This window comes from Shinella sp. (assembly GCF_052438155.1).
Lineage (GTDB): Bacteria > Pseudomonadota > Alphaproteobacteria > Rhizobiales > Rhizobiaceae > Shinella.
The window spans coordinates 185,694-208,909 of sequence record NZ_JBQVPI010000003.1; the positions used below are offsets into that span (position 1 = coordinate 185,694).

The following is a 23,216-nucleotide window of genomic DNA, read 5'->3' on the forward strand; positions in this document are numbered from 1 at the left end:
GGGATGGTGCCTGCGCTGGAACTGGACCGTCTCCACCGCCGCTACGGCGCGGTGATGGCAGTGAACGGAGTATCCCTCTCCCTTGGCAAGGGAGAGTTCCTCACCCTGCTTGGACCGTCGGGTTCTGGAAAAACGACGACGTTGAGGATGGTCGGAGGCTTCGAAGCACCCGATGGCGGCGAGATCCGCATCAACGGCGAACGCGCCGATCGGCTGCCGCCCTATCGACGCGATACAGCGACGATCTTCCAGTCTGGCGCGCTTTTTCCTCACAAGACGGTGGCCGACAACATTGCCTTCGGACTGCGGATGCGAGGGGTTCCTCGCAATGAGATCGCCCGCAGGATCGCTGAGGTGCTGGACACCGTGCGGCTTGGCGGCATGGAAGAGCGTTATCCCGAGCAACTTTCCGGGGGGCAGCGGCAGCGGGTGGCGCTGGCGCGTTCGCTGGCGGTTCGCCCGGCAGTACTGCTTTTCGATGAGCCGCTTTCCGCCCTCGACCTGACGCTGCGCCTGCAGCTGCGAGCGGAAATTCGCCGGCTGCATCAGCAGATCGGCTTTTCAGCAATCTACGTGACGCATGACCAGGGCGAAGCCATGGCGCTCTCCGACCGGGTGGCGGTGATGAACCGCGGGCAGATCGAGCAGATCGGCCCGCCCGATATCATCTATGGCGCAGCCTCGAGCGAGTTCGTGCATGGCTTTGTTGGGGAAAGCTCGTGCTTCGAGGTCACGGCGACGGGAAACGACTATCGTGACGCAGGCGGAGCGCTGCTCTGCCTCGCCCTTGCCACCCCCCTTCCGCCTGGCCGGCATCGGCTCTATCTGCGCCCCGCCCAACTGCACATGAGCCCGGAGGAGGCGACGGGGGCAAACCGTCTGAATCTTCGCGTCGAAACACTGGAGTATCTTGGCGATAGCTGGCGCTATCACCTCGTTGCCGGACAGGTATCGCTGGTGTGCGACCATCGCACCAATCTGGGGCTCCAGCCCGGAGCCGACGTAACCGTTGGCTGGGACAATGCCGCGATGCGGGTGTTTGCATGAGCCGCCCGGGGGAAAGCCGGCTGGGGTTCTGGCTGGTCATGGCGCCGGCGCTGACGCTCTCGCTGGTCTGCTTCGGCGTGCCGGCCCTGTTCATGGCCCGCATGAGCCTCAACGGGCATGAGCCGATGACCGCCTATGTCGACGGGTTCACCTTCGAACACTATCGCCGCCTCCTGTCGGATCAGCTGATCGCCGGCGTGATCTGGAACACGGCTCGGCTCGCGTTCCTCGCGTCGATCCTGACGGTCGTCCTCGCCTATGCCTTCGCTCTGCTCGTCTGGTTGCGGCCGGGACGGTGGCGCATCATGTTCATCGGGCTGGCCCTCCTGCCAATGCTGATTTCCGAGATTGCCATCATCTTCGGCTGGTGGATGGTCTTTCCCAAAAACGGGCTGCTCAGCTACCTTCTTATGTCGGCAGGTCTGATCAACAACAAGATCAGTATGATGTACACCGAAGGTGCCGCCCTCGTGGGCCTCGTCTATGTCACACTTCCCTATTGTTTCTTCATCCTGCTCTCGGTTTTCGATGGCATCGACCGGCGTACGCTAGAGGCCGCTTCCGATCTCGGTGCGCCGCCGCTCACGACATTTTACGAGGTGATCCTGCCACAAACGATCGTCGGTCTGTTTGCGGCCTTCGCGCAAGCCTTCATCTGGACGATGGGCGCCTACGCGACACCGCTGGCGCTTGGCCCCGATACGCTGTGGACGCTCGGTTATCTGATCCAGGATCAGATGCTGAGTAAACATCATTGGCCCATGGCCGCAACACTTTCCATGGCGCTGATGCTGGGGGTTGCCGGCATGATTGTCGTGGTCCGCTGGCTTCAGCCCACCCAGAGGGCTTTCCATGTCTAGATCCGTTCCAATGCCAGCGCGAAGGGACCGCATCCTGCGGATATCGGCAACCCTCTTCGGCGCGAGCATCCTGGTGTACATCCTGCTCCCGATCCTGATGACGCTGGCAATGTCGTTCAGTGCCGGTCAGCAGCTCCGTTTCCCTGTCCGTGCCTTGTCCCTCGGCTGGTATCTCGATTTTGCCGGAAGCGCGCAATGGACGTCTGCATTGGCCAACAGCTTGCTTATCGCCACCGGCACGATGCTCCTCTCCACCAGTACTGGCGTTGCCGCTGCATGGGTTTTTACACGCTCCAGAATGCGGGGCTCCTCTGTGCTTTACGTTATCATCATGTTGCCGCTGTTCATGCCCGGCGTGGTTCTGGGTCTTGGCATTGCGATGACGTTCAGCCGGATCGAGGTTTTTGGCATGTCGCTTTTCGGTTCGCCGTTGCTGGTCGTGCTTGCCCATTCTCTCTGGGCCATGCCGCTGGTCTTCCTGCTGATGGAAGCCGTCTTCCGCACCGTCGATCAGCGGCTCGTTGAAGCGGCTCTTGATCTCGGCGCGCGCCCGTGGCGGGTCTTTGTCGAGGTTGTGCTTCCGGGGTGTACGACGGGCATCTTTTCGTCGGCGCTGTTTGCCTTCGTGATTTCGCTGAACGAGTTCGTAATGGCGCTTTTCCTGACGGATCGGGGCAGCCAGACGTTGCCCGTTCTCATGTGGCTGTCCTTGCGCTCCGCGGCCACACCAGCGCTCGCAGTCGCGTCGATGGCACTCACCGGCTCGGTGCTTATCGGCCTTGCTCTCATTGTGTTCGTCCGGACCCGTCGCGCACGACCAGAGTTCGGATAATCAATATCGCAAGGACATTTTAATGCATGTCGCCCAAAGGTGTGCAGCGGTTTAGCGCCAACGACATGCGAAAAATCAGGAACTTAAAGCGCGAGGAGCGAGCCTGAACGATCGCGACGTACTTTGGGGGTACTTCCTTGGTCTACCAGGAAAGCCGTTTGATAAGCTCTCGAACTGCCGCTTTTCAAAGCCCGCTGAATCTGGCCGCGGCAGCTACGACGTCGTCTTTGCCGTCTGTAAGGTTCTTTCGGAAAAGGCAGGGCGCTCGCCTGGCAGTGGTGATCAATTCTGGGCCAGCCGCGCCTTCAACCCATCGATGATACGCCCGGCAAGACTCTCGTAGTCGCTGTCGAAATGATGGCCTCCTTCGATGGCAATCGATTGTACGCCCGAAGACTTCAGGGTGGGGCAGGGATCGTCGCCCTCCTGCGTGCCGTAGATGCATTGGACCAGTCTGGCGTCGATCTTGGCGATATCCTCGACCGGATCGCCGCCCGCCCCAGCGCCAGCGGCGCCGAGCCAACCCGATACGGAAATTTCGTAGTCGACCTGATGGGAGAGCGCCATCAGCGTCACTTGCTGCACGCGGGCACGGTCCTCGGGCGAGAGGAGATTGTAGGTGGCCGGCAGAATGTCGGCGCCGAAGGAATAGCCGACGAGCAGCACATGCTTGACGTTCCATTGCTTGCGGAAGGCATCGATGATGCGAGCAAGGTCGTCGCTCGTCTCCTGCGGTTCGCGCTCGGACCAGAAGTAGCGCAGTGAATCCACGCCGACAACGGGAATACCGCGCTGTTGCAGTGCGCCGGCGACCTGTTTGTCGATGTCGCGCCAGCCGCCGTCGCCGGAATAGACCACGGCCATCGTGTCGAAGGCCGGCGTTGCCTTGAGGATGCTGAGTGGCAGGCCGAGCGGCGTTTCCGTATCACCGGCCGCATCCACGCGGTCGGCGAGCACCTGCGACAGGGCGCTGGCGGCCGATGTAGTCTCATTGCGCACATCGATATCCGCATGAGCCTGTTTCAGGGCGGCAACGTGGTCGCGACCGTCCTGTGACGCGTTGCCGGTCAGGAGCACGGTCACCGAAGCGGGCAGTGCGCCATCGGTGAGGCCGTAAATCGTGCGGCCCCCCGCTTTGGTCTTGGAAGCGGGGGTGCAGAGGACTTTGTCGAGCGGGATGCCGGCCTCGGGATCGACGACGATCGCTTCGCCGATCGTTGCCAAGGGGCTCTGCGCGATCATGGCGAGCGCCAGCGCTCCGCCTTCGCCAATGCCGGCGACGATGGGCGGGTTGTAGCTCATGGCCCCGCCGGCGCGCTGCACTTGGTGGGCGAGCGCCTCGATGTCGGAGATCATGTAGATGCAATCGCCGTTGTCGGCCTGCAGGGTCTTGAGATAGGTGGGGAAATCGATGCCGATGACGGCCGCGCCCTTGGCGGCGAGCCCGGCGGCTTCTTTGTCCTCCGCCGCGCCCCAGCCGGCGGCGCCCGAGATCAGGAAGATACTCGCCTCCGGCGCGCTGTCCGGCATCAGGATGTGATCGGCAGGGATCATGCCGGTCGAAAAAGCCTGCATGTCCTGTGCGAATGCGGCGAGCGAGAGACAGCACGCGAGGAGGCCGGTGGCTGCGAAGTGGAAACAAGTCTTCATTTGGAAATGACTCCTTTGACGCCGCCGCCGATGAGGAAGGTCACGTCCATCATGGCGAGCGCCGCGCCGGTGCCGTTCGAGACCGCAAGATAGCGCGGCTCCCAGCGTGGATGGAATTTCGACTTGAAGGCGCGCAGACCCTTGAAATTGTAGAAGCGTTCGCCGTGCTCGAAAAGCGTGCCGCCGACGCGATCCCAGACCGGCGCTGCCTCGCGCCGCGCCATGCCGGAAAGCGGCGCCATGCCGAGATTGAATTGGCGATAACCTTGCGAGCGCAAATACTCGAATATGCTGGCGAAGAGGAAATCCATCGCGCCCTTCGGTGCGTCAGGCGCGAAACGCATGAGGTCCACCGTCGCCTCCGCCTTGGTGTCCGTCACCAGCAGCGTTGCGAAGGCGACGATACGCTCTGCCAGCCGCACCACGGCGACCGGCTGCGCCAGCACATAGGCATCCTCGAAGGCGCCCAGCGAAAAGGTCTTTTCCCTGGTGTTGTGGTGGTCGAGCCAGCCATCAGACACTGCCCTGAGGTCGGGCAGGATCGCAGCGATCTCGGCGGGTGGCACGACGGTAAAGGTGAGCCCGTCGCGCAGGCCGCGGCTGTAGGATTGTCGGAGATTGGCGAAGCGACTGCCCTTCATCTCGAATTGCGCGAGATCGATGATGGCGAGTTCTCCGAGCTTGAAGGCGCGTAGCCCCACATCCGCGCAGGCCGAGAGCAGGGCAGGAGATGTCTGGTAGAAGGACGCGCGTCCGCCGCCGGCCCGCGCCGCGCTGACGAACTGCCAGACGAGCTCCGGAAATTCGTCTTCCCGGCCGATCGGGCCAGAGAGTGCGACCCAGGACCGGCCGTGGATGCCATACATGATGTAGGAGTTTCCTGAGGGGGAGAAGAGCAACCGTTTGTCGCCCATGCGCACGAGATTTGCGTCGGCCACATCCTGTCCAAGGGTGATGGCGACAGCCCTGTCCAACTCCTCCGCTGTCGGGCCTTGCGCGCGTAGATGCGCTGGCCGCAACAGGCTGGAAAGCGCCAGCACCGAGGCCGCGATGGCAAGACCGAGCAGGGCACGCAGGCCCCGGGGGGCCTCCTCCGAGAATTCGAACTGCCACCAGAGCTCATGTGCATATTCCGTATCACGATAGACGAACAGCAAGATGAGGGCAGCGGTGACGAGGACGACTGCGATGGCCGCAAGCCAGGAGGGGCCGAGCGCCTGGCGGAGCAGCGAACTGTGCCGGTCGAAGGCGCGGGCATTGGCAAGCAGCGCCACGATAAAGAAGGCGAGCAGCCCCGCTTCAAACACGGCGATGGCTTTCAGGAAGGCGAAAGCAAACGCGACGGAAGCGCCGGCAAGCGCCACCCACCAGGCGCCGTCCAGACGTTGGCCGAGGCCGCGGGCGGCGATGATCAGCAAGAGACCGATCAGGCTCGACAGGAAATGCGCGCCCTCGACGATCGGCAGCGGCAGGTAGGTGGAGAGAAAATCGAGGTCGGAGCCCGGGGTCGGCACCACGCTCGAAAAGATCAGCATGGTGCCGAGCACAAGCGAGAGCGCAGCGATCAGCGACGGGGCGAGTTTTCCGGCAAGCTGTGCGGCCTCCGCCACGCCCGGCTTCAGCACGAGCTGCCGCATTTCGGTGACGAGCAGTAGAACAGTCGCCAACAACAGGGGCAGCACATAGTAGATCAGGCGGTAAAGCACGAGGCTGCCGAGCAGTTGGTCGATACCGATCGCATTGGACAGCCCCGCCATGATGATCGCCTCGAAGACGCCAAGGCCTGCGGGTACGTGGCTGAGCACGCCGAAGCCGATCGCCACTGCATAGACGGCGAGGAAGGTCGGCCAGCCGACATGCGTATCCGGCAGAAGCACGTAGAGGGCGGATGCTGCGGCCGCGATGTCGAAGGCCGAGACGAGGAACTGGCGAGAGGTGGTGCGGCTGTCGGGCAGACGAAGGCTGAAGTTCCCGATGCCGATCGCACGGCCGCTGCGGCCAGCGTAGAACAAGGCGATCAAGGCGGCAAGCACGAGGAGCGCGATGGCACGCAGCCAGAGTGCATCGATACCGAGGATGCCGGCGACGCGTGGGGCGACGGCAAGCGTGGCAAGCGCACTGACGCAGAGCAGACCAAGGCCGAAGGCGAGCGTAACGAAGGCGATGACACGCGCGATCTCGCCGGGCGCAAGGCCGAGGCGGGAATAGGCGCGGAAGCGGATCGCCCCGCCGCTGAGCGGCCCGAAGCCCACCGTGTTGCCAACCGCATAGGCCATGAGCGCCGTCACGGCAACCGAAGGAAAGGGCGTTCGGCGGCCGATATAGTCAAGCGCATTGGCATCGTAAAAAATCAGTGCGAAGAAGCTCAAGCCGGTGAAGAGCACTGCCATCGCGATGGCGCTCCAGGAGGTCGCCGAAAGCGCTGCCAGCACGTCCTCGTAGCGCACCTCCGCTGTCAGCTGGTAAATGGCGAAGGCAACGAGGGCGAAGACGAAGAGGCTCGCCGCCCCGAGGACATAGAGCCGATATGTCAGGAACAGCCGGACAAACCGCGACGACCGATCTTCGGCAACGACACTCTTTTCATCCACCATGTTCCGACCCGTACTGAGCTGACGGAGCCGCATACTAGCCGCGGATGTGGCAAATATCGGACGATTTGAAAGTAACCGCAATTGAAACGAGTAGGCTTACAAAATCCGACAGTCGGGGCGCAGGTCACGCGCGGCTGTATGGCCTCCCGAAAGCTCACGCTGGAGCGGGAAAGCGGTGCCGACATCACGTGGTCTGGCGGCAGGATTGCATTGAGAGCCTGCCTCATATGGCTCCCAATGGAAAATCCCCACAGAATTTGCCGGAACATCAGGCCTGTGCCATGACGGAGAGGTCAAAATCGCCGCTGGATTCCAACGCCTGACCCGAACTACCCATTGGGCAGCGAGATGAACGCCTTGATGTTTCTGCGGCCGCGAGTTGGCTGATGACATTTGGCTTCTAATCGCCATATTTACGTAGCTGTCAGATTAGAAGCAGCATTTGCAACAGGAGTTACATCAGTGAGCGGACTGCAGAAGGGCGTGTTTTTTGGCTTCGTTGCGGCATTCCTGGCGATGGCCGTGAGCCTTCCTTTCCGTCTTGCCAACGCCGCGGATTGCCGGGCAGATCCAGCGCCTGAAGTCGACTGGAGCAACTGCAGCAAGAAGAACCTGATGCTGAGCGGAAATGATTTTTCCGGTGCGAATTTCCGTGATGCCGACCTGAGCCTAACCGACATGCGCAATACGAATTTGACGACTGCCGATCTGGAGAAGGCGACCTTGATCCGCGCCTGGTTCACTGGTGCGCGTCTGGACAAGGCGAATTTCGAAAGGGTCGAAGCCTATCGAGCGGGCTTTCAGAATGTCTCTGCGCAGGGAACCTCGTTTGCATCCGCCGAACTTCAACGCGCTACGTTCAATGGTGCCGATCTGCGTTACGCAAGTTTCGAGAAGGCTGACCTGAGCCGCGCGACCTTTGCCGAGGCGGTACTGTCGGGGGCGACCTTTTCCTATGCGAACCTCTCGCGCGCCGATCTGACCAAGGCGAGCGTGCAGGGAACGCTCGGCTTTGAAAGGGCGTTCATGTTGTTGACCCGGATCGAGGGGCTGGATCTGTCCGGCGCTGCCGGTCTCGACCAGTCCCAGATTGACATTGCCTGCGGCGACGCCAAGACCAAGCTTCCGAAAGGCCTTACGGCACCAACATCCTGGCCCTGCCCACGGGACTGAGACGTCCCTTCTTCGCCCGTACACGTCTGGCTCAAGAGGTCAGCATGAATTTGCTGGCTGGCGCTGAACCGCGCGGGCTTTTCCCCTCGACCCCAGCTTGTAGGGTCGCTGACAAGCAAACCGGACATGGCCGATACCCTCTGCGCTGAACCCCGCCTTGATGGTTCGAATGCCTTCGAGGCCGCCAAAATATCTTGGCGTAGCCGGATTTCGCGCTGACCTGAGACATTAACTGGGCAATCGTCGCTTGTTTGACCCAGGTCAACGACCGCCCTGCGCGAACGCTCCAATGGTCCTGCAACGATTTGCGGGAATGCCCTGGAATGAAACTCTTCCGTCTAGTCTTTTTGCTCTGCGCCAGCCTTTGTGTTGCGGTCTCGGCCAGGGCGGCCACGGTGTTGCAGGAGTATCTGCCCGTCGCTACGGCCTCGGATCTCGTGCCGGGCGCGGAGCGCTTTGGCCCGGTGCGTGACGATCTGGCGGTGGCCCCGGTGTTGAAGGGCGGCCAGACGGTCGCTTGGGTCTTTATTACCTCGGATTTCGTGGGAACGACCGGCTATTCCGGCAAGCCGATCCATACGCTCGTAGCGGTGGACAAGGACGCGAGGATCGTCAGCGTCCGGCTGGTGAAACACTCCGAGCCCATCGTCCTCATCGGCATTCCGGATGCGAAGATCAAGGCATTGGTTGCCGGTTATGCTGGCCTCGACCTCGTCGCTGAGGCGAAATCCGGCGGCACGGCGCATGAGGTGGATATCATCTCCGGCGCGACGGTGACGGTGATGGTGATCGACGATTCCATCGTTCGTTCGGGGCTGAAGGTCGCGCGTGCGCTCGGCCTTGGCGGACTGGCCCCGGACGTGGAAAATGCCGGCCCGCGCTTCGAGATTGATCCCGCTGCCGCCTCGCCGGCGGACTGGGTCGAGGCCGAGGGCGATGGAACGTTGCGCCGGCTGTCGCTCGATGTGGCGCAGGTCAATGCCGCCTTTGCCGAACATCCCGACGAGCGAGCCCGCGAGCGCGCGATTGGGGAAGCGCCGCAAACCACCTTCATCGAGATGCAGACGGCGCTGGTCTCCGTTCCCGCCATCGGCGAGGCGCTGCTCGGTCCGGCCGAGGAGGCCAATCTCGCGGGATGGCTGGGCGAAGGCGAGCATGCCGTCGCGGTGATGGCGCGCGGGCTCTATTCCTTCAAGGGCTCGGGCTATGTGCGTGGCGGCATTTTCGACCGCATCGTGCTTATCCAGGACGACGTTTCCGTCCGCTTCCGTGACCGTGACCATCGTCGTCTTGGCGCCATCGCGCTTGCCGGCGCGCCGGAATTCAACGAGATGGACCTGTTCCGCATTCCCGCCGGCCTCGGCTTCGATCCGACAAAACCTTTCCGCATCCAGCTCCTGGCGCAACGCGAGGTCGGGCCGATCGAGAAGGTTTTCCATACATTCGATCTCGCCTACCAGCTGCCGCAAAAGTATCTGCGCGCCATCGAGCCGCCGGCAAAGGACATCGCCGCTGTCGCAGACCGTGACGAGGGAACCGCGCAGGCGGAGCTGTGGAAACGCATCTGGAGCGACTCGACGCTGAAGATCGCCGTGCTGGGCGTCATGCTTGTGGTGCTGACCGGGGTATTCTTCTTCCAGAGCTATGCGGTTCGGAACGCGCGGGGCTTCTATATTTTCCGCATGGGCTTCCTGGTGGTGACGCTGGTCTTCCTCGGCTGGTACGCCAACGCACAGCTTTCGGTCGTCAACCTCATGGCGCTGTTCGGCAGTCTCGTGAACGGCTTCAGCTGGCAGGCCTTCCTGCTGGACCCGCTGACCTTCATCCTGTGGTTCTCCCTGGCCGCCGCGCTGCTGTTCTGGGGACGGGGCGCCTATTGCGGCTGGCTGTGCCCCTTTGGCGCCCTGCAGGAGTTGACCAACCAGATCGCACGCAAGCTGCTCATTCCGCAGTGGACACTGCCCTGGGGCCTGCACGAGCGGCTCTGGCCGATCAAATACATGATCTTCCTCGGGCTTTTCGGGGTGTCGCTGGTCAGCGTCGAACAGGCCGAACATCTGGCCGAGATCGAGCCGTTCAAGACCGCGATCATCCTGAAATTCATCCGCGCCTGGCCATTCGTGGCCTATGCCGTCGCGCTGCTGGTCGCCGGGCTTTTCGTCGAGCGGTTCTACTGCCGCTACCTCTGCCCGCTGGGTGCGGCGTTGGCGATCCCCGCGCGCATGCGCATGTTCGATTGGCTCAAACGCTACCATGAATGCGGAAACCCCTGCCAGAGCTGCTCCAACCAGTGTCCGGTGCAGGCCATTCATCGGACCGGCGAGATCAATCCGAACGAATGCATCAACTGCCTGCACTGCCAGGTGCTCTACCAGTCCGAAACCATCTGCCCCGTCGTGATGAAGAAGATGAAGTCGCGGGCAAAGCTCGCGGCGAGCCCCGGCGGCGCCCCGATCCACCAACCCGCAGCCAAAGTTTAATTGAAGCCAGGTTTATAAACAGGAGTCCGATCATGGAATCGAAGGAAAACAAGGGATTGAGCCGCCGAGCGCTGTTCAGCGCCACGGCAGGAAGCGCCGTGCTGGCCGGGGCGATGGGGCCTGCCGCACTGGGCTTCGGCACTGCGGGGCTGGCGACTCCGGCCCGCGCCGCCACCGGGGCGGACGGGTCGGTCGCACCCGGCAAGCTGGACGACTATTACGGCTTCTGGTCTTCGGGCCAGACCGGTGAGATGCGCATTCTCGGCATCCCCTCCATGCGCGAACTGATGCGGGTGCCGGTGTTCAACCGCTGCTCGGCCACCGGCTGGGGCCAGACCAATGAATCGCTCCGCATTCACCAGCGCTCGATGACGGAAAAGACCAGGAAGCAGCTTGCCGCGAACGGCAAGCAGATCCATGACAATGGCGACCTTCACCATGTCCACATGTCCTTCACCGAGGGCAAGTATGACGGTCGCTACCTGTTCATGAACGACAAGGCCAACACCCGCGTGGCGCGGGTGCGCTGCGACGTGATGAAGACCGATGCCATCCTGGAAATTCCCAACGCCAAGGGAATCCACGGCATGCGCCCGCAGAAATGGCCGCGGTCGAACTACGTGTTCTGCAACGGCGAGGACGAAGCGCCGCTCATCAATGACGGCTCGACCATGACGGATGTCTCGACCTATGTGAACATCTTCACGGCGGTCGATGCGGACAAGTGGGATGTGGCCTGGCAAGTGAAGGTGTCGGGCAACCTCGACAATTGCGACGCCGACTACGAAGGCAAATGGGCGTTTTCGACCAGCTACAACTCCGAAATGGGCATGACCCTGGAGGAGATGACCAAGTCCGAGATGGACCACATCGTCGTCTTCAACCTCGCCGAGATCGAGAAGGCCATCGCCGCCGGTCAGTACGAGGAGATCAATGGCGTCAAGGTGGTGGACGGGCGCAAGGAGGCCAAGTCCCTCTTCACCCGCTACATTCCGATCGCCAACAATCCCCATGGCTGCAACATGGCGCCGGACAAGAAGCACCTGTGCGTTGCCGGCAAGCTGTCGCCCACCGTCACCGTTCTGGATGTGACGAAGTTCGACGCCCTGTTCTACGACAATGCCGAGCCCCGCAGCGCGGTGGTGGCAGAGCCGGAACTGGGCCTCGGTCCGCTTCATACCGCCTTCGATGGACGCGGTAACGCCTACACCTCGCTCTTCCTCGACAGCCAGGTGGTGAAGTGGAACATCGACGAGGCGATCCGCGCCTATGCCGGTGAGAAGATCAACCCGATCAAGGACAAGCTGGATGTTCAGTACCAGCCGGGTCACCTGAAGACGGTCATGGGCGAGACGCTGGATGCGTCCAATGACTGGCTGGTGTGCTTGTGCAAGTTCTCCAAGGACCGCTTCCTGAACGTCGGCCCGCTGAAGCCGGAAAACGACCAGCTCATCGACATCTCCGGCGACAAGATGGTGCTGATGCATGATGGCCCGACTTTCGCCGAGCCGCATGATGCGATTGCCGTCGCCCCCTCGATCCTGTCGAACATCCGCTCCGTCTGGGACCGTAACGATCCGTTGTGGGCCGAAACGCGCAAGCAGGCCGAGGCCGATGGCGTCAATATCGACGAATGGACCGATGCCGTGATCCGCGACGGCAACAAGGTCCGCGTCTACCTGACCTCGGTCGCGCCCAGCTTCAGCCAGGAAAGCTTCACGGTGAAGGAAGGCGACGAGATCACGGTGATCGTCACCAATCTCGACGAGATCGACGACCTGACCCACGGTTTCACCATGGGCAACCATGGCGTGGCGATGGAGGTCGGGCCGCAGCAGACGAGTTCCGTTACCTTCGTCGCCGCCAATCCTGGCGTCTACTGGTACTATTGCCAGTGGTTCTGCCACGCCCTGCACATGGAAATGCGCGGGCGCATGTTCGTGGAACCGAAGGGCGCCTGACCGATGATGCGTCTGCCCGTTCTCCTGATCGGCCTTCTTCTCGCGTCGCCGCTTGCGGCGGCGGAGCGCGCCGTTGTGCCGGGAACGGGCAGCCTGGCGGCTGCCATCGCCGGGGCTGCCCCCGGCGATGTGCTGAAACTGATCGACGGGGTCTATCGCGGCCCCGTTACCGTCGACCGTCCGCTCACCATTCTCGGACCCCGTGGGGCCGTGGTGGACGGAGAGGGCCAGGGCAGCGTGCTGACGATTGCCGCACCGGATGTGACGTTGACGGGTTTTACCGTTACCGGGTCGGGCCGGGTGAACCAGGATCTCGATTCAGGCGTAAAAATCCTCCAGGGCGCCGACCGCGCCCGTATCGAAAAGCTGCTTGTCACGGGCAATATGCATGGCATCGATGTGCATGGCGGCCGAAACGCCACAGTCCTGCAAAATGAAATCGTCGGGACGAACAGCCCGCGCATGAACGAGCGCGGCAACGGCATCTATGTCTGGAACAGTCCCGGCACGCTGCTGGAGGGCAATTCGATCCGTTACGGCCGCGATGGCATCTTCTCCAACGCCAGCGCCGACAGTGTCTATCGCGGCAACATCATGCGCGACCTGCGCTTTGCCGTGCATTTCATGTACACCCGAAACACAGAGGTTTCCGGCAATGTCTCGGTTGGAAACCATCTCGGCTTCGCCATCATGTTCTCCAACCGGGCGAAGATCCTGAACAATCTCAGCCTTGGCGACCGCGAACACGGGCTGATGCTGAACTATGCCAACAATGCCGACGTCACCGGCAACCTGGTGCGGGGTGGCACGAAGAAATGTTTCTTCATCTACAACGCCCACAAGAACCTCATCTGGGACAACCGCTTCGAGAATTGCGGCATCGGCATTCACTTTACCGCCGGCTCTGAGAAGAACGTGCTGACCGGCAATGCCTTCATCGCCAATCGCGAGCAGGTGAAATATGTCGGCACCCGCAACATGGAATGGAGCCATGAGGGGCGGGGCAATTTCTGGTCCGACCATCCGGCCTTCGATCTCAACGGCGACAGCATCGCCGACAGTTTCTACCGCCCCAATGACCTGATGGACCAGATCCTCTGGTCGCAACCGGCGGCGAGCCTGCTGATCGGCTCGCCCGCCGTGCAACTCGTACGCTGGAGCCAGCGGGACTTTCCCGCAACGCTGCCCGGAGGCGTGCGCGACAGCGCGCCGCTGATGCGCCCCCTGACCATATCCGTACCGCCCGAAATCCTTGGCTACGAAGCCGAGGCCGCCGGTCGCTGGGCCGAAGGAAATTATGATGACACCGACCCTGACAATCTCTCGGCTCACTAAGCGGTTTCAGACCGTCGAAGCGCTGAAGCAGGTTTCGCTGACGCTGGAGCCGGGAAAACGCGCAGCGCTGCTCGGCCATAACGGCGCAGGCAAATCGACGATGATGAAGATCGTCCTCGGCCTCATTCCCTTCGATGGCGGCGAGGTGTCGGTCTGCGGTGCGCCTCCGGGCTCCACGTCCGCACGGGCGCAGGTTGCCTATCTGCCGGAAAACGTCGCCTTCCATCCCGCCCTCACAGGGGAAGAGCAGGTGCGCCACTATCTGGCCCTGCGCGGCGAAAACCCGCGCCAGGCCACGGAGCTTCTGTCCCGCGTGGGTCTGACCCATGCCGCTCGGCGGCGGATCGGCACCTATTCCAAGGGCATGCGCCAGCGCGTGGGCTTGGCCCAGACGCTGATCGGTCGCCCCCGCCTGCTGGTGCTGGACGAGCCGACCTCGGGTCTCGACCCGGTTTCGCGACGCGATTTTTACGATCTGCTCGACGGCCTTTCCGCCGAGGGAACGGCGATCCTCCTCTCCTCCCACGTACTGACCGAGGTGGAGGCCCGCACCGACCGCATCCTCATTCTTTCTGGTGGGGACCTGGTGGCGGAAGGCACGCTTGCGGATTTGCGCACCCGGGCCGCACTGCCGGTCGCTTTCTCGGTTCGCCCCGCGCCCGGCCATGCGGCATCGCTGGCGGCGGCTTTTCCCGAAGGCGGGCTAGGGGACGACGGTCTTTTGCGCCTTTCCTGCTCGCAGGCGGAAAAACTGCCGCTCCTCGCCCGTATCGCAGCGCTTGGGGAAGAGATTGCCGATCTCGATGTCATCCCGCCGAGCCTTGAGGACATCTACAGCCATTTCAGCCGGAGGGACGGGCAATGAACCGCATCCTCGCCACCGCGATGAGCGAATTCCGCATCGCCTTCCGCAATCGCTGGGTCTCCATCGCCACCGGCATGATGGTGCTGTTCGCGCTGGTTCTGGCCGCTGCCGGCTCCGCCCCTACGGGCGATGTCGGCGTGGACCGGCTCTCGGTGACGGTTGCCTCCCTGACCTCGCTTGCCGTCTATCTCGTGCCGCTCTTGGCATTGCTGATGAGTTTCGACGCGGTGGCGGGCGAGGTGGAGCGCGGCACGCTGCCGCTTCTGCTCACCTATCCCGTTTCGCGCCTGCAGATCCTGCTCGGCAAGCTTTTGGCGCATCTGGCGATCCTCGGCCTTGCGGTGACGCTCGGCTATGGCGCGGCAGCACTGGTGGCCATCTGGTCCGATCCCGCTGCAATCGCGGGACTTGGCTCGCTGTGGCGGCTGATCTGGTCCTCGGTCCTGTTGGGCGCAACCTTCGTCGGTGCGGGCTATGCGCTCTCCGCGCTGGCGCGGCGACCCTCCGGGGCGGCAGGGCTGGCGATTGCCCTTTGGCTGGTGGCCGTGGTGCTCTACGACCTTGCTTTGCTGGCGCTGATCGTCACAGACGGCGGCGGGGCTTTCACGACGCAGGCCTTGCCCGTGGCGCTGCTCGCCAATCCGGCCGACGCCTTCCGCGTCTTCAATCTTTCGGCAGCGGAAGCTGTCGCCGTTGCCGGCGGCATCGGCGGGGCGGCGGGCGCAATCCCCCTCTGGCAATCGGCAGCCTCGCTCCTTCTCTGGCCGCTTGCCGCCATCGCGCTTGCCGTTACGGCCTTCCGGAAGGTGACGCCATGAGAATTCGCCTTCGCCCCGTGCTGCTTGTGGCAATGCTCGCGCTGCTGTCCGCCTGCAAGGAGGACGTGGCCCACGATACCACGCCGCAGGACCTGACACCCGAGACCCTCGGCCATTACTGCCAGATGAACCTTCTGGAACATCCCGGCCCCAAGGCCCAGATATTCCTCGAAGGCAACCCCGCGCCGCTGTTCTTCAGCCAGGTGCGCGACGCCATCGCCTATATGCGCGGGCCCGAGCAGGTCGCGCCGATCCTCGCCGTCTATGTCAATGACATGGGGAACGCCGGGGCAACGTGGGACCGGCCCGGCGACGGCAACTGGATTACCGCCGACCTGGCCTTCTATGTCGTCGGTTCCGCCCGACGAGGAGGCATGGGGGCGCCCGAGACCGTGCCCTTTTTCAGCCGGGAGGAGGCCGCGGCCTTTGCCCAAGCCGAGGGCGGCCATGTGCTGGCGCTTGCCGACATTACCGATGCCATGGTCCTGACCCCGGTGGAAACCGACACGGACGATGGACCTGACGACGATGACTATCTCGGTCGTCTGCGCGCTCTGCCCAATCCAGCCGGAGGTTGACCCATGATGCTGACAAGACGCCGCCTGATCGCCATTTCCGCCGTTATGGCTGCTCTACCCGCCACTACTGCTCGCGCCAGGGCGGGAGCCGTCCGGCACTGGACAGGTCAGGCTCTCGGCGCGCGCGCCTCGATCAGGCTCGACCACCCCGAAGCCGAAGCCATCACGGCGCGCGTCATGGCCGAGATCGACAGGCTGGAAAACGTTCTGAGCCTCTATCGGCCGCAAAGCGCGCTTTCGCGGCTGAACCGCGAGGGTCATCTCGACGCCCCGCCCTTTGAGCTGCTGGAATGCCTGTCACTGGCCGGCGCCGTGCAGCGAGCGAGTGGCGGGCGGTTTGATCCGACCGTGCAGCCGCTCTGGGCGCTCTGGGCAGAGTCAGCCGCAAGTGGCGGTCGACCCGATGCGCGGGCCATCGAAGAAGCGCGGCGCAAGACCGGCTGGGAAAAGATGAAACTCGATGCCGCGGCGGTCACCCTGCAGCCGGGTATGGCGCTGACGCTAAACGGGATCGGTCAGGGCTATGTCGCCGACCGTGTTGCCACGCTTCTGGAGGCCGAGGGCCTGACCGACATCCTGATCGACACGGGTGAGTTGCGTGCTCTCGGAGGGCGGCCGGCGGGCGGCGAATGGCCCGTACGGCTGGAAACCGGAGGGCATCTGGCGTTGCGCCAGCGCGCTCTGGCGACCTCCGCCCCGCTTGGCACGACCTTCGATCAGGCCGGAAGAGACGGGCATATCCTCGATCCTGCGACCGGTATGCCCGCGCCGGCGAAATGGCGCTCGATTTCGGTCTCTGCCTCTACCGCCGCCATAGCCGATGCGCTGGCAACAGCTGCTTGCCTGATGCCCGACACAGGATCGATCCTCGCCATGATCGGGCATTTTGAAGGCGCGCGTCTGGATGCCGGAGTGTAGCCATCGCCGCGGTATTTGGCACGCCGCACGCAACTGCTTCATCCATTCCACCACACGGACCAGCCGGAACCGACCAAAAGCCGCGTGACAACGTCTCGGATTTATGAAGCCTAAGCGTGTATAAAGGGGACGCGCGCCATGACTTACTACGCCCATTCCGGTCCATCCGATGACAAAAGCGACTGGCAGGGGCTGAAGGCGCATCTCGAGCAGGTTGCCGCACTGGCCGCTCAAATGGCCGAGCCACTGGGCTTGGAAAAGGCGGCTTGCCTTGCAGGGCTGTTCCACGATCTCGGGAAATATACGGCCGACTTTCAGAAGCGCCTGACGGGTGCCGATGTTCGGGTCGACCATTCGACCATTCGACCGCCGGGGCCTGGCATATTCTTCAGGCGGTGCAGGGCCCGGACAGGTTCGTCGCCGAGCTGATCGCCTACGCCATCCTCGGCCACCACGCCGGATTGCCGGACAAGCGTGGCATCGAATTCGCCCTGACGGAACGCATTGCCGGGTTCAAGAGCGGTTCGCTGGACAGGATCTGGGAGACGGAACTCACCGCAGACCTTTCCGCGCTGATGCCCGGCTTCTCCTGGGAAAAGACAAAGGAAAGGCTTGCCTTCCAGCTGGCATTTTGCGGCCGCATGTTGTTTTCGTGTCTGGTAGATGCAGATTTCAAGGATACGGAAGCGTTTTACGGGGCGCTGGAAGGGCGCCAGGTGGACCGCGCGTGGCTGCCGTTGCAGCAGCTTCTGCCGGCGTTTCTTGCCGGCTTCGAGCACTATATGGCGGGCAAGAAGAGCAGTGCGAGCGATCTCAACAGGCTGCGGTCGGAAATTCTCGCGCATGTGCGTGAAGAGGCGCTGGAAAAGCCCGGCCTGTTCACCCTCACCGTGCCGACCGGCGGCGGCAAGACGCTGGCCTCGCTGGCCTTTGCCCTCGACCATGCGCGCGCCCACGGGCACAGCCGCATCATCTACGCCATACCGTTCACCTCGATCATTGATCAGACGGCGTCCATTTTCCGGGATGTTCTTGGCGACGCGCATGTGCTGGAGCATCATTCCGCAATCGACGAGGAAAAGTTCGATCCAAAGGAGCGAAGGGAAGGCCGCGACAAGCTGAAGCTGGCCATGGAGGATTGGGCAGCGCCGGTGGTGGTGACGACCAATGTGCAGCTCTTCGAAAGCCTGTTTGCCGCAAAAACCTCCCGGGCGCGCAAACTCCACAATATTGCCGGCTCGATCATCATTCTGGACGAGGCCCAGACGATCCCCCGCCACCTGCTGGCCCCGGCCGTCCGCGCGCTCGACGAACTGGCGCGCAACTACAAATGCACCATCGTGCTGTGCACGGCGACGCAACCGGCTCTGGACGAGCGAAAGTTTCCGGAGGCGCATCCGGCCGGGCTCACACTCGAAGGCCAGGAACTCGCTCCCGATCCCGAAAGGCTGGCGAAGGAACTGCGGCGCGTGACGATCGAGCGCGCCGGCGCGATGAGCAATGCCGATCTCATCGCAGCGCTGGAGGGGACGTCGCAGGGGCTGGTCATCGTCAACAGCCGCAAACATGCCCTCGAACTTTTTCGCGAGGCACAGGCCGCCGGACTGGAGGGCCTGGTTCACCTCACGACCCGGCAATATGCGGCACACCGGCGGGAGATCCTCGCGGGTGTTCGGCAAAGACTGCGCGACGGCGTACCGTGCAGGGTGATTGCGACCAGCCTAGTCGAGGCGGGCGTCGACGTGGATTTTCCAAAAGTCTGGCGGGCAGAGGCGGGACTGGATTCCATCGCGCAGGCCGCAGGCCGTTGCAACCGCGAGGGCAGGAGGCCGGTGGAGACGAGCATCGTCATCGTGTTTTCCGCGCCGGACTATCCACCGCCCTCCGAGATCAAGGGGCTGATCGCTGACACCGCACGCATGGTCGACAAGCATGAGGACCTGCTGTCCCCCAAAGCCATTGCCGCCTATTTCGAAGAGGTCTACTGGCGCGTCGGCATCAAGGGCCTCGACAGGAAAGCCATCCTCGAACGCTTCCGGGTGGACAAGACCGGAACCGACTTTGCCTATCGCAGCGTGGCTGCGGATTTCCGCATGATCGAGAGCGAGATGGTGCCGGTCATCATCGCCCGCGACGAGGTTGCAAAGAGAGTGGTGGATGAACTGGGGATAGAGAACATTCCTTCTGGTGGGGTCGCCAGAAAGTTGCAAGCATATGTCGTGCAAGTACCGTTAAAGGCGCGCGATCTCTTGCTTGCGAATGGGCATGTGAAATTCATTCACCCGAAAATCCGGGGGGATCAGTTCGCGGTGTTACAGACGGCCACCCTGTATTCGGAGGAGATCGGCTTGTTGTGGGAGGACGCTGATTATCTCTCGGTGGAGAGTCTGGTGATTTAACATTCCCGGCAGTGAGGTGAGGGGGAAAATTTGTCATATGGAGTCCGCTTAAGAGTTTCTGGCGACTACGCCTGCTTTACGAGACCGGAAATGAAGGTAGAGCGCGTCAGCTACGACGTGCCGACACCGTCGGCTGCGAGAGGCATACTCGAAGCGATCCACTGGAAGCCGGCCATCCGCTGGATCATCAATGCCATCCATGTGCTGGAGCCCATCCGCTTCCAGTCGATCCGCCGCAACGAAGTGGGCGGCAAGGCGCCGGCGGGCAAGATCAAGAGTGCGATGAAGCGCGGCGATCTCGCAGACCTGCAATTGCTGGTGGACGAGGACCGCCAGCAGCGGGCCTCCACCGTGCTCGTCAAGCCGGCCTATGTCATCGAGGCGCATTTTGAACTGACGGACAAGGCGAGTGCGGAAGACAACGAGGGCAAGCATCTCGACATCTTCAACCGGCGTGCCGCACGCGGGCAGTGTTTTCACCAGCCCTGCCTCGGCACGCGGGAATTCGCGGCGCATTTTGAACTTTTACCGGCCGACGCGCCGCTTCCCGAGGCGATCGGGGAGACCCGCGATCTCGGCTACATGCTTTTCGATATCGATCACCAGGCCAAGGACCGGCCGTCGCTGTTCTTCCGGGCCTTGATGGAGAACGGCATCATAAAGGTGCCGTCACCGAATTCTCCGGAGATCCGCCGATGAGCATTCTGGCTTCGCTGGCGAGAGCCTATGACCGGCTGCCGGACGCGCCGCCGTTCGGGTTTTCGTCCGAAAAGATCGGGTTCCTGATTTCCCTGAATGCCGACGGCAGCGTGGTATCTGTGAGCGATCTGCGGGAGGGGGAGGGCAAGAAGAAAATAGCACCCACCATGCTGGTGCCGCAGCCGGTCAAACGCACGGCCGGCATTGCGCCGAACTTTCTGTGGGACAAGACATCCTATGTGCTGGGCGTGACGGCAGGGGAGGGCAAACGAACCGCCGACGAGCATGCGGAATTCGTCCTGCGTCATGAAACCGATCTGGCAAATACGGACGATGTTGGTCTCAAGGCCTTGTTGCTCTTTTTGAGAAACTGGACCGCAGACCAGTTCACCGCACCGCTCTGGCCGGATGAAATGAAGGACCAGAACGTGGTTTTCGCGCTGGAGGAAGAGCGGCTGCGGCACATCCGGCTTCACGACAGGCCGGCGGCGAAAAGCCTCTGGGGAAGCCTTTCCGCCGCCGGTGACAAAGGTGCCCAGATCTGCCTTGTGACCGGCGAGCGCGGCCCCGTGGCGCGACTTCACCCCTCCATCAAGGGTGTTTGGGGCGCCCAGTCCTCGGGCGCGGCCCTCGTATCCTTCAATCTCGACGCCTTTACCTCCTACGGCCACGAACAGGGCGACAACGCGCCCGTTTCAGAACTCGCCGCCGCCAAATATACCACCGCCCTCAACCGGTTTCTGGAACGCGACAGCGGCCATCGCATCCAGATTGGCGATGCCTCGACGGTGTTCTGGGCGGATGCTTCCCATGCCAGTTCCGACGTCGCGGAGCTTGCCGAAAGTGTCTTCGGCGGGATGCTCGACAGCATCGACGAGGCGATGCAGTCCAGCAAGGTCGGCGATGTCCTGGCGAAAATCCGCGAGGGAAAGCCGGTTTCTAGCTTCGATCCGGAGCTTGCCGAAGATGTGCGGTTCTACGTGCTGGGTCTGGCGCCCAATGCTGCGCGCCTGTCGATCCGGTTCTATTTCGAGGATAGTTTTGGCGCTCTGGCCAGGAACTACCAGAAATTCATGTCCGACATGCGCATCGTGCCGGCGCCTCGGGAAGGCTATCCTCCGCTCTGGCGATATCTCCTGGAAACGGCCGTTCTCGGCAAGCGGGAAAACGTTGCGCCCAATCTTGCCGGTGAGTGGATGCGCTCCATCCTGAGCGGATCGAACTATCCCCTGACGCTGATGACGTCCGTGCTGACACGCATTCGTGCCGATGGTGAGGTGAACGCTCTGCGCGTCGGCATCCTCAAAGCTCTTCTCGTTCGAAATTTCAAAATGGAGGCACCCGTGGCGTTTGATCCGGATAACAAGAATAAAGGTTACGTGCTTGGCCGCCTGTTTGCCACCTATGAACAAATCCAGTCGGCGGCGCTTGGCTCGAAGCTGAATTCGTCGATCAAGGACAAGTTTTACGGCTCGGCTTCCGCTCAGCCGCGAAAAGTTTTCTCGATGCTTGAAAGCGGTTCGGCCAATCATCTGTCCAAGGTTGGAAAGCAATCGCCCGGCTGGCGGGTTAATCTGGAGAAGCAGATCAGCGAGATCATGGCGATCATGAGCCCGGCTGACGATCCATTTCCGGCCTCCCTGCCATCGGCAGACCAGGCGCTGTTCGGTCTTGGCTATCATCATCAGCGCAATGAATTTTTCAAATCTAGAAAGTCCGAGGCTTCGGGGGAGACCGCAGAATGACCATTCTCGCCAATCGATATGATTTCGTCCTGATCTTCGACGTTGCCAACGGCAATCCGAACGGTGACCCCGATGCCGGCAACCTGCCGCGCCTCGATCCGGAAACGAACAAGGGCCTGGTCACGGACGTCAGCCTCAAGCGCAAGATCCGCAACTATGTGGAACTGGCCCGCGAAAAACAGGATGGTTTTCATATCTACGTGCAGGAAGGCGCGATCCTCAACGAAAAACACCGCCAAGCCTACAAGGCGCTGCGACCGGGCGATGCCAAGGCCGAGAAGGACGCGAAACTCAATCCGAAGGACGATGCCGAGGCGGTGAAACTGCGCGATTTCATGTGCATGAACTTCTTTGATGTGCGCACCTTCGGCGCGGTGATGTCCACCGGCATCAATTGTGGCCAGGTGAAAGGCCCGGTGCAGCTGACGTTCGCGACCTCGGTCGAGCCGATCATGCCGCTCGAAATCTCCATCACGCGCATGGCCGCCACCAACGAGGCGGAAAAGAAGCAGAAGGCGGAGGGCGACGACAGCAACGACCGGACGGACAACCGCACGATGGGCCGCAAGCATATCGTGCCCTATGGGCTCTACGTCGCCCACGGCTTCATCTCGGCCAAATTTGCCCAGCGCACGGGGTTTTCGGAAAGTGATCTGGAGCTGTTGTTCGAAGCGCTCGGCACCATGTTCGAACATGACCGGGCGGCTGCACGTGGCGAGATGACGACGCGCAAGCTGATCGTTTTCAAGCATGAAAACCCGCTCGGCAATGCGCCGGCCGGCCAACTGTTTGATCGTGTGAAGATCGGCCGCAACGTGCAGGGCGAATTCCGCGACGTCGATGACAGACGCATCGACAACGAGCCGCCGGCCCGCAAGTTTTCAGACTACATCGTCGCAATCGACAGGGACAACCTGCCCGCGGGCGTCGAAATCATCGAAAAGCTGTAGCCATGGAACCGGCGGGGGAGACGGAGGAACCCATCCCGCTGTCTGCCCTGCAGCATGCCGTCTATTGCTTGCGGCAGGCGGCGTTGATCCATCTCGAACGGGTCTGGGCCGACAACCGCTTCACCGCCGAGGGCAATGTGCTGCATGCGGTGGCCGACAAGGGCGGATCGCGAAAGGGACGCTGCACGCGCCAGGTGATGGCGCTGCCGCTTGCCTCGAAGCGGCTGAATATTGTGGGCGTCGCCGACCTCGTCGAGTTCCATCCGGCGTAAGAAAAGGGTGCCGGCCAGGAAGTAGCCTTCCCGATCGAAT

At 62.4% G+C, this 23,216-nt stretch carries 19 protein-coding genes; 17 read left to right on the forward strand and 2 right to left on the reverse strand.

The features are described 5' to 3' along the window. Nucleotides 1-3 precede the first annotated feature (3 nt). Genes ACT6VE_RS07855 through ACT6VE_RS07865 form a run of 3 tightly spaced genes read left to right on the forward strand, consistent with a single transcriptional unit; the run spans nucleotide 4 to nucleotide 2,739 of the window. A complete protein-coding gene (locus ACT6VE_RS07855) occupies nucleotides 4-1,047 on the forward strand; it encodes an ABC transporter ATP-binding protein (protein WP_444798048.1) in 1,044 nt (347 codons plus the stop codon). Continuing rightward, on the forward strand, nucleotides 1,044-1,907 hold the full coding sequence (locus ACT6VE_RS07860) for an ABC transporter permease (RefSeq protein ID WP_444798049.1): 864 nt from the start codon (nucleotides 1,044-1,046) through the stop codon (nucleotides 1,905-1,907). Before ACT6VE_RS07855 ends, ACT6VE_RS07860 begins: the two co-directional genes overlap by 4 nt. Then, entirely contained in the window at nucleotides 1,900-2,739 is an 840-nt protein-coding gene (locus tag ACT6VE_RS07865; protein WP_444798050.1) for an ABC transporter permease, read from the forward strand. The genes ACT6VE_RS07860 and ACT6VE_RS07865 overlap by 8 nt, the downstream gene beginning before the upstream one ends. A 282-nt stretch (nucleotides 2,740-3,021) precedes the next feature. Here the strand turns inward: ACT6VE_RS07865 and ACT6VE_RS07870 are convergent, their stop codons facing one another. Beyond that, complete coding sequence (locus tag ACT6VE_RS07870) at nucleotides 3,022-4,389, reverse strand: virulence factor family protein (protein WP_444798051.1); 1,368 nt, start codon at nucleotides 4,387-4,389, stop codon at nucleotides 3,022-3,024. Next, a complete protein-coding gene (mprF, locus tag ACT6VE_RS07875; protein ID WP_444798052.1) occupies nucleotides 4,386-6,983 on the reverse strand; it encodes a bifunctional lysylphosphatidylglycerol flippase/synthetase MprF in 2,598 nt (865 codons plus the stop codon). The genes ACT6VE_RS07870 and mprF overlap by 4 nt, the downstream gene beginning before the upstream one ends. Nucleotides 6,984-7,499: 516 nt before the next feature. Between mprF and ACT6VE_RS07880 the strand changes: the two genes are divergently transcribed. From ACT6VE_RS07880 to ACT6VE_RS07945, 14 genes are all read left to right on the forward strand, one after another. Further along, the gene (locus tag ACT6VE_RS07880) at nucleotides 7,500-8,156 is read left to right on the forward strand and encodes a pentapeptide repeat-containing protein (protein ID WP_444798263.1); all 657 of its coding nucleotides are present in this window, start codon (nucleotides 7,500-7,502) and stop codon (nucleotides 8,154-8,156) included. Between the two features lie 323 nt (nucleotides 8,157-8,479). Then, entirely contained in the window at nucleotides 8,480-10,636 is a 2,157-nt protein-coding gene (locus ACT6VE_RS07885) for a 4Fe-4S binding protein (protein ID WP_444798053.1), read from the forward strand. Nucleotides 10,637-10,668: 32 nt separating this feature from the next. After that, entirely contained in the window at nucleotides 10,669-12,597 is a 1,929-nt protein-coding gene (gene nosZ / locus ACT6VE_RS07890) for a TAT-dependent nitrous-oxide reductase (RefSeq protein WP_444798054.1), read from the forward strand. A 3-nt stretch (nucleotides 12,598-12,600) separates the two neighbouring features. Then, nucleotides 12,601-13,932, forward strand: coding sequence for a nitrous oxide reductase family maturation protein NosD (locus tag ACT6VE_RS07895; RefSeq protein WP_444798055.1), 1,332 nt, complete (start codon nucleotides 12,601-12,603; stop codon nucleotides 13,930-13,932). Beyond that, nucleotides 13,898-14,797: an ABC transporter ATP-binding protein gene (locus tag ACT6VE_RS07900; RefSeq protein WP_444798056.1), complete on the forward strand. Its 900-nt coding sequence runs from the start codon at nucleotides 13,898-13,900 to the stop codon at nucleotides 14,795-14,797. The genes ACT6VE_RS07895 and ACT6VE_RS07900 overlap by 35 nt, the downstream gene beginning before the upstream one ends. After that, nucleotides 14,794-15,615, forward strand: coding sequence for an ABC transporter permease (locus ACT6VE_RS07905; protein ID WP_444798057.1), 822 nt, complete (start codon nucleotides 14,794-14,796; stop codon nucleotides 15,613-15,615). The genes ACT6VE_RS07900 and ACT6VE_RS07905 overlap by 4 nt, the downstream gene beginning before the upstream one ends. Further along, nucleotides 15,612-16,193 carry a nitrous oxide reductase accessory protein NosL gene (locus ACT6VE_RS07910; RefSeq protein ID WP_444798058.1) on the forward strand — a complete coding sequence of 194 codons (582 nt, stop codon included), beginning with the start codon at nucleotides 15,612-15,614 and terminating at the stop codon, nucleotides 16,191-16,193. The genes ACT6VE_RS07905 and ACT6VE_RS07910 overlap by 4 nt, the downstream gene beginning before the upstream one ends. A 3-nt stretch (nucleotides 16,194-16,196) precedes the next feature. Then, the gene (locus ACT6VE_RS07915; RefSeq protein ID WP_444798059.1) at nucleotides 16,197-17,111 is read left to right on the forward strand and encodes an FAD:protein FMN transferase; all 915 of its coding nucleotides are present in this window, start codon (nucleotides 16,197-16,199) and stop codon (nucleotides 17,109-17,111) included. Nucleotides 17,112-17,249: 138 nt separating this feature from the next. Continuing rightward, a complete protein-coding gene (locus ACT6VE_RS07920) occupies nucleotides 17,250-17,540 on the forward strand; it encodes a CRISPR-associated endonuclease Cas3'' (protein ID WP_444798060.1) in 291 nt (96 codons plus the stop codon). After that, a complete protein-coding gene (gene cas3, locus ACT6VE_RS07925) occupies nucleotides 17,507-19,510 on the forward strand; it encodes a CRISPR-associated helicase Cas3' (RefSeq protein WP_444798061.1) in 2,004 nt (667 codons plus the stop codon). Before ACT6VE_RS07920 ends, cas3 begins: the two co-directional genes overlap by 34 nt. Before the next feature lie 30 nt (nucleotides 19,511-19,540). Then, on the forward strand, nucleotides 19,541-20,209 hold the full coding sequence (cas5c, locus tag ACT6VE_RS07930; protein ID WP_444798062.1) for a type I-C CRISPR-associated protein Cas5c: 669 nt from the start codon (nucleotides 19,541-19,543) through the stop codon (nucleotides 20,207-20,209). Beyond that, on the forward strand, nucleotides 20,206-21,954 hold the full coding sequence (cas8c, locus tag ACT6VE_RS07935) for a type I-C CRISPR-associated protein Cas8c/Csd1 (protein ID WP_444798063.1): 1,749 nt from the start codon (nucleotides 20,206-20,208) through the stop codon (nucleotides 21,952-21,954). The genes cas5c and cas8c overlap by 4 nt, the downstream gene beginning before the upstream one ends. After that, nucleotides 21,951-22,904, forward strand: coding sequence for a type I-C CRISPR-associated protein Cas7/Csd2 (gene cas7c, locus ACT6VE_RS07940; protein WP_444798064.1), 954 nt, complete (start codon nucleotides 21,951-21,953; stop codon nucleotides 22,902-22,904). The genes cas8c and cas7c overlap by 4 nt, the downstream gene beginning before the upstream one ends. A 2-nt stretch (nucleotides 22,905-22,906) precedes the next feature. Then, nucleotides 22,907-23,176, forward strand: a complete 270-nt coding sequence (locus ACT6VE_RS07945; RefSeq protein ID WP_444798065.1) for a CRISPR-associated protein Cas4 — start codon at nucleotides 22,907-22,909, stop codon at nucleotides 23,174-23,176. Nucleotides 23,177-23,216: the final 40 nt, after the last annotated feature.